Here is a 14,303-nt window from a genome sequence, read left to right on the forward strand (position 1 = left end):
ATCCTGTGTAAAAATACAAAAACAGCACTTTTCCCATTAGCTGCATAAATGGGAAGGTGCTGTTTTGTGTTTGCGATAATACGTAGGTGCTTCTCCCATGACTTTTTTGAACATTTTTGAGAAAAGAAGCTGGTCGGCATAACCAACGGAGCGAGAGATATCCCCAATGGTCAAAGCCGGGTCCAGCGTAAGTTCAGCCGCCCTGCGCATTCGGTAATTGACCAGATAAGACTGAATGCTGGTGCCCATCTTCTCTTTGAAGAGGGAGCATAAGTAACTGCGCTGCAAGCCAACATGGGACGCAATGGACTGTACGGTTATGGTATTGGCATAATTAATCTCAATGAAATCCATCACCTGAGAGACGTAAGTTTCTTTTGTATAGTCCTGGAACGGAATAGGTCTGTCCTCACTCGCTCGATCAATCAAAACGGAGAAAAACTGAAAGAGCAATCCCGTCATGCTGATCTCCCATCCTTTATGGGTGTTGCGAGAGCTGATCATGCGGTGCAGACAGGAGCGCATCTCGTCATCGTCATTGCCCAGCTCAAAGATAGGATGGTGTTCAGACAGGCAAGCTTGCTGCAGTAATGAAGGGCAGGTGCTTCCTTGGAAAGCAACCCAGCTATACTCCCAAGGTTCATGTTGATCTGCTTCATAATGGACCACAGAATGGGGGACGATGAGGAAGCCCTGTCCTTTACGAAGCTCGACCTTCTTGCCTCCAACTTCGAAGGTGCCTTTGCCATCCAATATGTAATGGATTTTGTAATAGTCTCGCATGGCCGGGCCGAAGTGGTGACCAGGTGTGCAAGCTTCGGTGCCGTAATGAAGGAGCTGCAGCTCCTGAAAATGATTGTTTTTGCACAAGTACGTAATCAAGGCTATTCACTCCTGTTATGAGGTCATTATACCTTGCATTTTAACATATAAAAGGTGAAAAGGGATCGTTTTATAAATATCATTTGATGAAGATACCAATCATTTTTCCATATCGTTGTAGTGAAATGCCATATCGTTTTACATGGAAATTGTCTAAGATGAAAGGGTATTCAACAACTTTTACAGGAAAAGAGAGATTAACGATGCCCTATACTGCGAATGAACAACGATACAGTGAAATGAAGTACGCACGCTCTGGCAAAACCGGAATCAAGCTGCCGCAAATTGCCCTTGGGCTATGGCAGAATTTCGGTGGCAACCGTACCCTTGATATTCAGAAAGAGATGATTCTGCGTGCATTTGATCTGGGGATTAACCATTTCGACTTGGCAAACAACTATGGGCCCCCTCCAGGATCAGCCGAAGAAAATTTTGGTGTCATTCTCAAAAAACATCTGCGTCCTTATCGCGACGAACTGCTCATCTCGACCAAGGCGGGTTATCATATGTGGAACGGTCCATACGGCGAATGGGGTTCCCGCAAAAACCTGATTGCCAGTCTGGATCAAAGTCTGAGCCGGATGGGACTTGATTACGTAGATATTTTCTATCATCACCGTCCAGATCCGGAGACACCGCTGGAAGAAACGATGACTGCCCTGGATCACATCGTTAGACAGGGTAAAGCTCTGTATGTAGGCTTGTCCAACTATGATGCTGAACAGACGAAGGAAGCTGTTACCATTTTGCGACGTCTCGGTACGCCTTGTCTGGTTCACCAACCAAACTATTCGATGCTGCATCGCTGGATTGAGGATGGATTGCAGGATGTGCTGGATGAGCATGGCGTAGGATCGATCGCCTTCTGTCCACTTGGCCGCGGTCAATTGACGAATAAATACGTGGACAAGATCAAGGAAGAGCGCACTAATCCAACAGGCAATTTGAGAAAAGAAGCCTATACGGACGAACGGATCACCAAGTTCGAAGCACTTCAGGCTGTTGCCGAGCGGAGAGGCCAAACGATCTCCCAATTGGCACTGAATTGGATTTTGCGTAATAACCGAGTTACTTCCGCTCTGATCGGCGCAAGCCGTGTGTCCCAGATCGAAGAAAATGTAGCCGCCCTTCAGGCACCAGATCTGACGACAGAAGAACTGAATGAAATCGAAAGCATCTTGGATGGCATCGGAAACTATGCTTGGTAGGCTTCTAACGGAGAGATACGTGTAGGAGTATAGTTAGGTATTTAGGATTAGATGATATGAAAACTCAAATATTATTCTGAGCAGGATTAGAAGTGCGCATCCTTAATTTGGGATGCGCACTTTGCATTTAAGGAGATTAATTACGTAATTCAATGACAAAGATGTTGCTAGTTCGAATTTCTTCTGATGACATTGCGAAAATCACATTTCTTTATAAATTGTTCCCTGATATAGAGCCCCCCAGTTAGAACCATATTCTTGAACAAGACCTGTTCTGGTAACTACACCACCATAAGCTCCCTCATAATAGGTAGTTTTTAAAGGGACCATATCTTTTGTGTAACTGGATTTAGGGAAGTAAAGAACCACCGATACATCCTTTTGCAAAAGTCCTTGGATCTCCACTTTGTTATCCATATTTATTGAAGAAAATGAATTTCCATTACCTGAAGCAAACATGGCGGTTGGTAAACTAAACAACGCTACAAAAGTAAGTATAAGTAATTTCTTTTTCATACTAAACACGCTCCTTTTATTTTATGTGTTAATTCAAGGAAATTATATTAAATAAATCCATATTTTTATGTGACTTTTTTAACTATTAATAGGAATTCATAACTGAAAACGTAGTGAATAAATCAAAGTGTGATGGATTTTTCTTAAACTATTTCATATCATAGCACCAGGTCCTAGGATTTAGGGTATAATATATAGATGCTATACATTTGAAATATGAAGGAGAGGCTCCATTTGAATTTTCAACAGTGGATTTCGCCTGAAACCTATAACCTGACATCCGAGATGGAGAATCACCCGTCGGATCGGGTTGCACTTAGATGGCTAAGCGATCATAAAGAATTGGAAGAGATCACTTATGGTGAGTTATTGAAGCAGGCAAATCGTCTTGCTGGAGGCTTGCGTGATCTTGGTTTGGAGAAGGGCGACCGGGTGCTGGTCATGGTACCACGCCGAATTATTGCCTATGTCATATACATTGCTTGCCTGAAACTGGGCATTGCTGTTATTCCTTCTTCCGAAATGCTGCGTGCGAAAGATCTGGAGTATCGTCTTCGGCATTCCGAGGCCCGGGCTGTCATTGTCTGGTCCGAGACGACTGCTGAAGTTGAAAAGATAAATGCAGATCTGCCAGCATTGGCACATCGCATCGTTGCATCACCCAATGGTGATGATAGCGTACCTGGAGAAGGCTGGGTCAATGTGCACCAGTTAATGCAAGGCCAATCCGATACGATGGCTGCGGTGGAAACACATCGTGACGATATGGCTATTCTCGCTTATACCTCCGGTACGACTGGCAATCCAAAAGGCGTAGTACATAGTCATGGTTGGGGTTACGCCCATTTGAGGATCGCTTCATCGTTATGGCTGGATATTCAGCCTTCGGATACGGTCTGGGCAACGGCAGCACCTGGATGGCAAAAATGGATCTGGAGTCCGTTTCTGTCCGTACTCGGCAGAGGTGCAACCGGACTCGTCTATAATGGATCATTCCAACCCAAACGTTATCTGGAACTGATGCAGGAGCATCAAATCAACGTTCTCTGCTGTACGCCGACGGAGTACCGTTTGATGGCTAAAGCCGATGATCTCGGACATTATGACCTGTCCAAACTCCGCAGCGCTGTGTCTGCCGGTGAGCCATTGAATCAGGAAGTGATCGAAATCTTCCAGCGTCACTTTGACCTGACGATCCGTGACGGTTACGGACAAACCGAGAGCACGCTGCTGATCGGCAGCTTGAAGGATGCTCCCGTACGAATCGGTTCCATGGGGCAGTCGATTACACCAGGGCTCATTGAGATCATCAACGAAGAAGGACAACCTGTACCTGCGGGTGAAGTAGGAGATATTGCGGTCCATAAGGATATGCCGGCCTTGTTCCGTGCTTATTATCAGGATGAGGGGCGGAAGGAAGCAAATCAGCGTGGGGATTATTTTGTAACAGGAGACCGCGCACGCAAAGACGAAGAAGGCTACTTCTGGTTTGAAGGCCGCAGTGATGATATCATTATCAGTTCGGGTTACACGATTGGACCATTCGAGGTGGAAGAAGCGTTGATGAAACACGCCAGCGTGAAGGAGTGTGCTGTAGTTGCAAGTCCCGATGAGATCCGTGGTAACGTAGTGAAAGCATTTGTAGTGCTGAGAGACGAGTCTCTCGCATCACCAGAACTGGCGCGTGAACTACAAAATCATGTGAAGGAATGGACAGCACCATACAAATATCCACGCAAAATCGAATTTGTAGCCGATCTGCCGAAAACAAACTCCGGTAAAATCCGCCGGATCGAGCTGCGGGAGCAAGAAAAACGCAAAGCTTAAAAAGAAAACGGAGATCGAAAGAATGATCCTTCACTGTAACGGTCACCCGGCAAATCTCAAATCATTGTGCAGCAATAGTCATTTAAATATGAATCAGGAGTGAACACAACCATGAGTAATTTTGAACAAACCTTTGAAAAATCGTTGGAACAATACGCAGAGCTGGTTGTCAAAGTCGGCGTAAATATTCAGAAAGGGCAGGATCTGCTCGTAACGGCGCCCATTGAAACTTTGGAATTCACCCGTTTGATCGTGCAAAAAGCGTATGCGGCTGGCGCCAACTATGTACAGGTTGATTTTGATGACGACGATATTACACGCAGTCGTTTCCAACATGGCTCTGATGATAGCTTCGATTATTACCCGGCCTGGAAGGCGGAAATGATGGAGAAGTTTGCAGAAGCAGGTGGCGCTACCCTCACGATCAAAGTACCTGACCCTGAATTGTACAAAGGCATTAATTCCGACAATGTTTCGCGTGCAACCAAAGCGGCGGCTCATGCACGACGCGGTTATTCAAAATATACACGTAACCACGAGATTAGCTGGTGTCTGATCAAAGCGCCAACCAAGGCGTGGGCGAACAAAGTGTTTGCCGACATTCCTGAGGAAGACCGCATTAACGTGATGTGGGAAACCATCTTCAAAATGAACCGTGTCGATGGTGGAGACGCAGTGCAGAACTGGAGAAAACATCTGGACACCCTGAACGCCATGAGTGATTTGCTGAACAAAAAAAACTATAAGAGCCTGCACTACCGCGCACCAGGAACGGATTTGAAAATTGAGCTTGTCAACAACCACATCTGGGGTGGCGGCGGTAGCGAAAACAAGCAAGGTGTGTATACCGTTGCGAACATGCCGACAGAAGAAGTATTTACAATGCCAAAGCGCAGTGGAGTCAACGGATTTGTCAGCAGCACCATGCCGCTGAACCTGAATGGACAACTTGTAGACCAGATGAGAATTACGTTTAAGGATGGACAAGTCGTTGCGTTTACAGCAGCTTCGGGTGAAGAGCATCTGAAAAACCTGTTTGCCACCGATGAAGGTGCACGTTATCTTGGCGAAGTGGCCTTGGTACCGCATGATTCCCCAATTTCCAACTTGAATCGTATTTTCTATAATACCGGTATAGATGAGAATGCATCCTGTCATCTGGCTGTCGGAAGTGCATATCCATTTAACATGAAAGATGGTACGACGATGTCCAATGAGGAATTGCTGAAACATGAATGCAACGTCAGTCTAACTCATGTGGACTTTATGATTGGCTCTGCAGAGCTCGACATTGATGGTGAATTGCAGGATGGTACGGTGGAACCTGTATTCCGTAAAGGGAACTGGGCGTTTTAATTGGTCAATCATCTGCAATAAGCCAAAAAAGTGACTTCAACATTGAAGTCACTTTTTTTGGTGTATTCATATTGCACTAGCTTTGCATTCGTTTATAGAGACTTTATGGGTACACATATTTCGCAAAAATCTAAAAGTAGGAGATCACCCGTGTACCTTTCCAAAATGGGTTTGTTGTCCATGGTACAACCATTGCTCTGCAAATACGGGAAAATTTCGGTCCAGGCTTGTTTCACATCTTCTGCAGTGTGTTTGACTTTGCAAACCAGATATTGACCGCCAGGAAGTTCAGCTTCTTCAAGTTGGGGAGTCGACTCATCTAGGCAGTAATCCTCTGATATGACAATACAAGCATCATACCTGCATTGAGAGGGGAGGGTGGTTTCCGGGTTATCCTGCGGAATGCCGAACAAGACGGTCGACCTTGTAAGCAGGCCTTTAGATCTTGCCCAACTCTTTAATGTTTCCATCGCTTGGCTGTTAGCAGGTCCATACGGACCAACTTGTCGTACATAAGCAATTCTGGATGTTGGCAGGTTCTCAAGGTGGAATTCCATTGTTATTCATTCCTTTCGTTACGGTTATGGCTTACATATCGAATGCTATCATGCTATAAAAAAATATTCATATGTATTTTTGAGAAAAGAAAACACGGAGAATTGAAGATGGATTCTGAGCTCCGCCCCGGATTGGATAGAATTCAGTTTGGGAACAATCTGATTATTGAACCGGACGTTAGCGTTTCGGGGGTAGGAATCTTTCAATATAATGGTTCGATGTCATACTATACAGCCACCTTGACGTACAAGGGAGAAGATCTTGTCGTTACTACTGTTGCTTCAACGAAAGTAGCTTCTGATGAGCTTATCTATGAAACGTATTAAAGCCACGAGAACGTGGCTTTTTTGTTTATAACTTTTAGTTATTCGGCATGCATTCTATTGAAGCTGACATATTCGTTAATCGGTTTGCGGTATCCGCGCGGACGTTGTTTGGCTTCTGATTTTTTGCCAATTGTAATCAGCATGGCAGGTACATAATGATCAGGAATATCCAAGCTGCGCTGCAACTCTTCCGGGTCGAAGCCAATCATGGGGCAGGTGTCCCAACCACGATCCTGAGCAATCAGCATCAATTGCATCGCTGAAAGGCTTGCATTGCGAATCGCATCTTCCCGTTGGAAGAACCTTCCACGCGTTTCATAAAATTCGGTAACACTCTGCGATTCCTGCTCGTATTGGAAGGGAGTCATCGCACCAAGGTTCAGCAGACCTTCATTGATTGTGCGGATGTGATGGTGTGCGTTAACATCGCCCAATACCACGATGACTGCAGAAGCCGTTTTTACTTTGTATTGCTGGGAAGCTTCATACACTTTTTCTTTCTGGGCCGGGTCCGTCAGCACAAGATAGTGCGTATGTTGCAGGTTAAAGGCGGAAGGTGCGAATTTGTTCAAGGCAAACATTTCTTGCAGTTCCGACTCTGGAATCTCAATTCCTTCTTCAAAAATAACGGCCGACCTACGGTTTTTGACCAGATTCTCCAATTCACTCATGGTAGTTTCCCTCGCTTATGTATGATTTATAAACTGACTATAACACACTAAGTTACTTTATGTAAGTATTATTTTTGAATAAGACAAGATCTGCCTCCCATACGATAAAATAAAACAGTAGAGGTGATTCATGAAAACACTTATCACGAGGTATAAATCTGGAAAGTCCCGCCATGAATTTCAGGTATACGTCATCGAATCCTCCACGCTAAAACGATTTTTGGTGGTGGAGATGGTTCTCGGTACTATAGCATACAATGTTGCATTTTATCTGTTTCATAATGCGCTTCTTGCTGGCGTGGGTTCCTGGGCTGGAACAGAAAGCGTAAAGAGGTTACCCGTCGTCTTTCGAAAGATGGTAGGTCCGTAATCTATGACAGAGAGTTATTTACTGCTGGATGTTGTAAGTGCATATATAGATGAGATGCAGGAATGAAAGGCCCGGTACCGGGCCCCGTCCTGTATTGTTCATTTTGTTCGTCTACATGGAATAGTCTTAAAAGTGGAATGGATAGCTTATAAGATACAGATTCCTGATGTTTATTTCACCCGCTCCAGGTACTGTTCGAGTGTAAGGTTTTGGCTCGTAATTTCGCCGGCAATAAATACGCCAACATAACGCACATGCCATGGCTCATAAGAGTAGCCTGTCAGTTTCTCCTGATCTTTGCCATAACGAATGATGAATCCGTATTTATGTGCATTGGCTTTCAGCCATTTGCCTTCCTTGGTGTTTCCAAAGCTTTGTTGCAAATCATATCCCGCTGATGCGCTGGAGATATCCATTGCAAGACCGGTCTGATGTTCACTTTGGCCTGGACGGGCACTGGTTTTATTGGCAACCGCTTCACCTTTGATACTTGCATTACGATCAAAAATGGATTTCTGCGTGGCATAAGAGCGATAACCGGACACGGCTTTAATATCAATGCCGTCTTTTTTTGCTGCTGCGAATAACTTCTCAATCGCGGTAGCAGCCACTTTACGCATTTGTTTTTTCGGACTGGAGCCGGAGAAACTGAATGGAATGTTAGGAACAACCAGATCTTGAGGAGCATAGGTAGATGGCAAGTTTCTCTTTTTATTCACTAGCACAACCGTGCTTGATAGATTCGTTACCGTTGCCAGACCGCTGCTGCTCGTTTTGATTGTGCGCCCAGGTGCATTATCGTGCAGGAATTGAGTGAAGCTGGAGCTGGCAGCAGAGGCGACTGGATTCAGTTCCTTAGTGAAGGGCAGCGTTGTGAATGCTGAGCCCGCTACGACAGAACCTATAAGTATCGTAGATACGATGGATTTACGTGTAAAAGATTTCATGATGCGTGTTCCTCCTCAGGTTATATCAATCTCGTGTTATATCCCGAGTATACTAGAGGATTATATCGATAGGTTCTCCAATTGTTTCCGAGTTGTAAACAAAGTTTGCGAGATTCATAGCTTTTAAGTGTTTTAGGAGGAAAGAGGCATAAAAAGAACATGAAAAAAGACTCTGCACCCTTTGTGCAAAGTCTTCATGTGTACATATAGGTGATTCAAATGCTCATTATTTCAGCCACGAATCTTTGGATTACAGCTCGCACGAAACCGAATTACCGGAACTTCCAACAGCCACTGTACGAGCATCGCGAACACGGATATTGCTGCTAAGAACGCCGGAATCACTGCTTAATTTGAAGGAAGGATAGTTTGGTTCCGTGTCCAGCTTCATGTGCTGCTCCAGGTTTAACTGCTGCTTCGGATCCACATAGAATGGCACCAGATTGGTTTCAATTTGTACATCCAGAGCTTCGGGTTCATCAACGATTAGTATGGCGATAACTCCATTACAACCACACCCTTCCAAGTCATAAATCACTTTAAAATATCCGGGCTGGTCATTCAGACTTTCAGTCAATCGCGCCGCAGCCAAATCTGTAATTTGAATATGCATATAGTTACACTCCTTTTATATGTTGGCATGATCGTAATAGTAAATGAAGGAAATTAACTTCTATTAACATTATACCACTTTGCCAAAATTCAAAGCATTTATTTTCCTGATTGATCAGTCTGGAAAATGATCACCGATAAACCTTTAACACTGAGGGCTGGAAGTGTTCATCCGGGAGGAAGACAGAGAAGATTAGACGACAGAGACGGTGCGTCGAGGCCCGCCTTTTCTGCTGATTGTTCAACCTTTAGAGGTGCTCGTTCGTGTACCGATTGCTACTGAAACAACAATACTCCAGTCCACCACGGTGATTATATGTGTACGCTTTTGGGGAAATAGATGAGAATGAATGTGTGATAAAAGGAGAGAAGAGAACGGATGATTCAGTTCGAAAATGTATCCAAGCAATACCCTGATGGAACCCATGCTCTGCGTCAGGTTAATCTCAACATTAATAGGGGAGAGCTGTTCGTCATGATTGGTCCGAGCGGTTGTGGCAAAACCACCATGCTTAAAATGATCAATCGCCTGATCGAGCGCACAGACGGGACCGTACGGATTAACGAACGGCCCATTGATGAATATAACATTCATGAATTGCGCTGGAATATCGGATATGTACTGCAACAGATTGCATTGTTCCCGCATATGACGATCGCCGAGAATATTGCGGTTGTTCCTGAACTTCGAAAATGGAAGTCAGAGCAAATTAAGGAACGCGTACATACGTTGCTGAACATGGTTGGACTGAAAGGTACCACATACAGTGATCGCAAGCCTGCTGAACTATCCGGTGGACAACAGCAGAGAATCGGTGTATTGCGCGCACTCGCTGCGGATCCCGAAATTGTACTGATGGATGAACCGTTCAGTGCACTTGACCCGATGAGCCGCGAGAAATTGCAGGACGATATTCTGGATATACAGCGTCAGATGAAGAAGACGATTGTATTTGTTACTCATGATATTCAGGAAGCGATGAAGCTGGGCGATCGCATCTGTATCATGAAGGATGGGCAAGTGCTGCAGGTGGGTACCCCGGAAGAACTGATCCAGCAGCCTGCCAATGAATTTGTACGTGACTTTGTTGGCAGTCCTGGTCCGGATATGAATTCACAGTCAGTGTCTGGTGAAGGCAACCCGATGTATGGATTACAAAAGTCCACTGGTGAACATGAAGGTTTGACTTCATTATTTGATCTTGAATCGATCATGTCACCACTCGCACCTGGGCATGTGCCGAAGTCAGCCAAAACGGCAGTTTCCGTATCAATCTCGCTGACAGATCTTTTGGATATCATGTCTTCCCATGACCATTTACTGGTTGAGAGAGACCGTCAGATTATAGGCGAGGTCAGTCGAACCGATCTGATCCGCTACTGGTCCGGTCAGTTGCAGGAACGGGGTGAAGGACATGAGTAGATTTACGGAGGTGTTCAGCGAGCGTAAGGGACAGTTACTATCAGCTCTCTTTGAGCATATTCAGATCTCATTTATCGCGTTGTTCTTTGCAGTTCTAATCGCTATCCCGCTTGGCATTTATCTGACACGCAAACCGAGAGTAGCTGAGCCGATTATTGGGGTTACAGCCGTATTGCAGACGATCCCGTCTCTGGCCCTTCTTGGCTTGCTCATACCGTTATTCGGTATCGGCACACTTCCTGCGATTATCGCGCTTGTAGTGTATGCCCTGCTTCCTGTACTGCGCAACACGTATACAGGCATATCCGAAGTCGATCCTTCCATGATCGAGGCAGCGAATGCCATGGGTATGAACAGTCGTCAACGTCTTACCAAAGTAGAGCTCCCGCTAGCGATGCCTGTCATTATGGCAGGGATTCGAACCGCCATGGTTCTGATTGTGGGTACAGCAACGCTTGCTGCCCTGATTGGCGCAGGTGGTCTGGGTGAACTGATTTTGCTTGGCATCGACCGAAACGATACAGCTTTAATTGTTCTGGGAGCCATTCCGGCTGCATTGCTGGCCATTTTGTTTGATGTGCTTCTACGTCAGTTCCAACGTTTATCGTTCAAGAGAACGCTGGTCACTCTCGGAACACTCGCTCTGGTGGCCGTTCTGGTAATCGCGATTCCCTGGCTCTCCCGTGGGGGGCAAAAGGATCTGGTAATTGCCGGCAAGCTGGGTGCAGAACCGGAAATTCTCATTAATATGTACAAATTGCTCATTGAAAAGGATACCGATCTGAAGGTTGAATTGAAACCAGGATTGGGGAAAACCGCATTTTTGTTCAATGCATTGAAATCAGGTGATATTGATATTTATCCGGAATTTACGGGTACGGCGATATCGGAATTTATGAAGAAAACCGCAGTAAGCACAGATCGAACAGAAGTGTATGAACAAGCAAGAGACGGAATGTTGAGCCAGTTCAATATGGTTCTTTTGAAGCCAATGGATTACAACAATACGTATACATTGGCTGTGCCTCAGAAGGTTGCGGATCAGTATAATCTGAAGACGATATCAGATCTTAAGTCCGTGCAGCAGCAGATTAAGGCGGGATTCACATTGGAATTCTCAGATCGGGAAGACGGCTATGTTGGTATTCAGAAGAAGTATGGCATCAAATTCCCGAATGTGGCCACCATGGAACCGAAATTGCGTTATTCAGCCGTTCAGCGTGGAGATATCAATTTGCTGGATGCTTACTCCACAGACAGTGAACTGAGACAATATAAACTCGTTGTGCTGGAGGATGATCAGGAATTGTTCCCGCCATATCAGGGTGCCCCGATGCTCCGCAAAGAAACGGAAGATCAATATCCGCAGCTGGTGGAGGTACTGAATCAACTGGCAGGCCGGATCACGGACGATGAGATGCGACAAATGAATTACGAAGTGAACGTGAATGGAACAGGTGCAGAACAAGTTGCAACGGATTATCTGCAAAAAGCAGGTTTACTATAGTCTGATACTCAATTGATCCTCACCAATTAAAATTCACAGTTATACATGAAGAGGAGGAACCAACATGACACAACAAATTTATGATCTGATCGCAATTGGAACCGGAAGCGCAGCAAGCTCTGTTATTTCTCGCTGCGCCGAAGCCGGATGGAAAATCGCCGTGATTGATGAACGGGAGTTTGGCGGAACCTGTGCGTTACGGGGCTGTGATCCCAAAAAAGTGCTTGCAGGAGCGGCTGAACTGATCGACTGGAATGAACGAATGAAGGGCAAAGGAGTGGAAGGTAACGCCTCTATTCAGTGGTCGGAGCTGATGGCGTTCAAGCGAACATTTACGGAGAGTATTCCGAGAGCAAGCGAGGATAAGTTCAAACAGGCCGGGATGGATACATTCCATGGAAAAGCTTCTTTCGTCGATGAGGATCACATTCGTGTAGGTGATAAAGTGCTGCAGGGGAAACATATTTTAATTGCAACAGGTGCGCGTCCGGCGCCCCTACCTATTGATGGGGCAGAGCATTTGATATACAGTGATGATTTTCTTGATTTGGAACAGCTGCCAGATAAATTGGTTCTGGTGGGTGGTGGTTATATTGCTTTTGAATTTGCACATATCGCGGCCAGAGCCGGTACGGAAGTTCATATTATTCATCGAGGTGAAGAGCCACTGGAACAGTTTGATTCGGAACTCGTGAATTTGCTGCTGAAAAAATCCGAGGAAGTAGGCATTCAGGTGCATTTAAATGCAGAAGTAAAGGCGATTCGTCAGCAGGGGAACACGTATGTGGTTAGCGGAACCCGCAATGGAGCTGATCATCAATGGCAGTGCGGACTTGTCGTTCATGGAGCAGGACGTATTCCAAATGTGGACGGGCTTGAACTGGAAAAGGGAAATGTCAGCTATACGGAAAAAGGTATCTCTGTTAATGAGTACTTGCAGAGCGAAAGCAATCCAAGAGTTTACGCAGCTGGTGATGTTAGCGCAACGGAAGGACTTCCATTAACTCCGCTCGCAGGCCAGGAATCACGCGCCGTATCCTTGAATCTGCTTGAAGGCAATCATCACAAACCCAATTATAAAGTAATGCCCTCGGTTGTATTTACCGTGCCCTCCTTGGGTTCAGTGGGCCTTGATGTTGAGCAGGCCAAGGAAGAGGGATACAAGGTGAAGGTAAATGACATGTCGAAATGGTATACTTATAAACGTACGAATGAAAAATTTGCCATGGCTAAAGTCGTAATCGACGAGGCAACAGGGCGTATCCTGGGTGCCCACGTATTAGGTGGCAAAACAGAAGAACTGATTAACCTGTTCGCCATGGCAATTCAGTTCGATTTGACAACCGATCAGTTAAACACCATGAATTTTGCATATCCAACAGCCGCATCGGATATGGGCTCTTTATTTTAATGTGATGGTGTGGAAGGAAGGGAAGAATCATGTCTGTTAATTTTCATCGGATTCATGATGCCGAGTGGACAACCGAACCGGTTCAGGCACGGACAGAAGGTGACCGTCTGATTGTGGAGGCACAGGAGGGCAGTGACTTCTGGGAGAAAACATTTTATGGTTTCTGCCACCAGAATGGACATGCCATGCTAGCTCCATGGGATGGAACCCAGGCCATTGAAGTATCGTTTGATCTGAGTTCATTCACGGAATTATATGATCAGGCGGGATTGATGCTCTGGCACGGACAGGATCAATGGATCAAGGCGGGGGTAGAAGTAAATGACGGCGTGGCTCATGTAGGAGCGGTTGTGACGGATCGATTTTCCGATTGGTCGCTTTCACCTGTACCGGAGTGGGGTGGTCGAATCGTTACCATTCGTGCATCGTACCACGACGAAGCCGTAGTCATTCGAGCACGCACGGACGAGCATCCTTGGCGCACAATTCGAGTCGCGAGGTTTGCTTATCCGACGAACAAGCAAGCTGGACCATTTCTCTGTTCACCAAAACGTGCCGGATTCGAGGTTGCGTTTACCAAATGGAAGTTAACTGAACCGGATCAGGATCTACACACAGACCCTCCCATTGCCGACTAAGATTGGTTTTTGTTGGGAAATGTGGTTGCAATCGCAACAAACGAAACAAGC

The 14,303-nt window shown here is 45.6% G+C and carries 14 protein-coding genes; 8 read left to right on the forward strand and 6 right to left on the reverse strand.

Features of this window, described 5'->3' with window-relative positions:
* Positions 1–36 precede the first annotated feature (36 nt).
* The gene (locus MHB49_RS14375; RefSeq protein ID WP_405156576.1) at positions 37–882 is read right to left on the reverse strand and encodes an AraC family transcriptional regulator; all 846 of its coding nucleotides are present in this window, start codon (positions 880–882) and stop codon (positions 37–39) included.
* Positions 883–1,085: 203 nt separating this feature from the next.
* Between MHB49_RS14375 and MHB49_RS14380 the strand changes: the two genes are divergently transcribed.
* Positions 1,086–2,090: an aldo/keto reductase gene (locus MHB49_RS14380; RefSeq protein ID WP_405156577.1), complete on the forward strand. Its 1,005-nt coding sequence runs from the start codon at positions 1,086–1,088 to the stop codon at positions 2,088–2,090.
* Positions 2,091–2,291: 201 nt separating this feature from the next.
* Here MHB49_RS14380 and MHB49_RS14385 read toward each other — a convergent pair whose 3' ends face one another.
* Positions 2,292–2,606, reverse strand: a complete 315-nt coding sequence (locus tag MHB49_RS14385; RefSeq protein WP_405156578.1) for a hypothetical protein — start codon at positions 2,604–2,606, stop codon at positions 2,292–2,294.
* A gap of 285 nt (positions 2,607–2,891) precedes the next feature.
* Between MHB49_RS14385 and MHB49_RS14390 the strand changes: the two genes are divergently transcribed.
* Positions 2,892–4,433, forward strand: coding sequence for an acyl-CoA synthetase (locus MHB49_RS14390; protein ID WP_405157136.1), 1,542 nt, complete (start codon positions 2,892–2,894; stop codon positions 4,431–4,433).
* A 111-nt stretch (positions 4,434–4,544) separates the two neighbouring features.
* Complete coding sequence (locus tag MHB49_RS14395; RefSeq protein WP_247902511.1) at positions 4,545–5,789, forward strand: aminopeptidase; 1,245 nt, start codon at positions 4,545–4,547, stop codon at positions 5,787–5,789.
* 92 nt (positions 5,790–5,881) lie between these two features.
* Here the strand turns inward: MHB49_RS14395 and MHB49_RS14400 are convergent, their stop codons facing one another.
* Positions 5,882–6,346 (reverse strand): GyrI-like domain-containing protein, encoded by a 465-nt coding sequence (locus MHB49_RS14400; protein ID WP_405156579.1) that lies wholly within the window; start codon positions 6,344–6,346, stop codon positions 5,882–5,884.
* Positions 6,347–6,454: 108 nt separating this feature from the next.
* On the opposite strand from MHB49_RS14400, the gene MHB49_RS14405 reads away from it, so the two are divergent.
* Positions 6,455–6,673 (forward strand): hypothetical protein, encoded by a 219-nt coding sequence (locus tag MHB49_RS14405; protein WP_405156580.1) that lies wholly within the window; start codon positions 6,455–6,457, stop codon positions 6,671–6,673.
* Between the two features lie 38 nt (positions 6,674–6,711).
* Here the strand turns inward: MHB49_RS14405 and MHB49_RS14410 are convergent, their stop codons facing one another.
* From MHB49_RS14410 to MHB49_RS14420, 3 genes are all read right to left on the reverse strand, one after another.
* On the reverse strand, positions 6,712–7,344 hold the full coding sequence (locus tag MHB49_RS14410) for a nitroreductase family protein (RefSeq protein ID WP_405156581.1): 633 nt from the start codon (positions 7,342–7,344) through the stop codon (positions 6,712–6,714).
* 540 nt (positions 7,345–7,884) lie between these two features.
* Positions 7,885–8,661, reverse strand: a complete 777-nt coding sequence (locus MHB49_RS14415; RefSeq protein WP_405156582.1) for a D-alanyl-D-alanine carboxypeptidase family protein — start codon at positions 8,659–8,661, stop codon at positions 7,885–7,887.
* A 250-nt stretch (positions 8,662–8,911) separates the two neighbouring features.
* Entirely contained in the window at positions 8,912–9,274 is a 363-nt protein-coding gene (locus tag MHB49_RS14420) for an iron-sulfur cluster biosynthesis family protein (protein WP_247902516.1), read from the reverse strand.
* A 378-nt stretch (positions 9,275–9,652) separates the two neighbouring features.
* Between MHB49_RS14420 and MHB49_RS14425 the strand changes: the two genes are divergently transcribed.
* From MHB49_RS14425 to MHB49_RS14440, 4 genes are all read left to right on the forward strand, one after another.
* Positions 9,653–10,696: an ABC transporter ATP-binding protein gene (locus MHB49_RS14425; protein ID WP_405156583.1), complete on the forward strand. Its 1,044-nt coding sequence runs from the start codon at positions 9,653–9,655 to the stop codon at positions 10,694–10,696.
* Positions 10,689–12,203, forward strand: a complete 1,515-nt coding sequence (gene opuFB, locus MHB49_RS14430; RefSeq protein ID WP_405156584.1) for an osmoprotectant update ABC transporter permease/substrate-binding subunit OpuFB — start codon at positions 10,689–10,691, stop codon at positions 12,201–12,203. Before MHB49_RS14425 ends, opuFB begins: the two co-directional genes overlap by 8 nt.
* A 64-nt stretch (positions 12,204–12,267) precedes the next feature.
* Positions 12,268–13,614: a dihydrolipoyl dehydrogenase family protein gene (locus MHB49_RS14435; protein WP_405156585.1), complete on the forward strand. Its 1,347-nt coding sequence runs from the start codon at positions 12,268–12,270 to the stop codon at positions 13,612–13,614.
* Positions 13,615–13,643: 29 nt separating this feature from the next.
* The gene (locus tag MHB49_RS14440) at positions 13,644–14,252 is read left to right on the forward strand and encodes a DUF1349 domain-containing protein (RefSeq protein ID WP_405156586.1); all 609 of its coding nucleotides are present in this window, start codon (positions 13,644–13,646) and stop codon (positions 14,250–14,252) included.
* Positions 14,253–14,303: the final 51 nt, after the last annotated feature.

This window comes from Paenibacillus sp. FSL K6-0108 (genome assembly GCF_045040695.1).
GTDB classification, from domain to species: Bacteria; Bacillota; Bacilli; order Paenibacillales; family Paenibacillaceae; genus Paenibacillus; species Paenibacillus pabuli_B.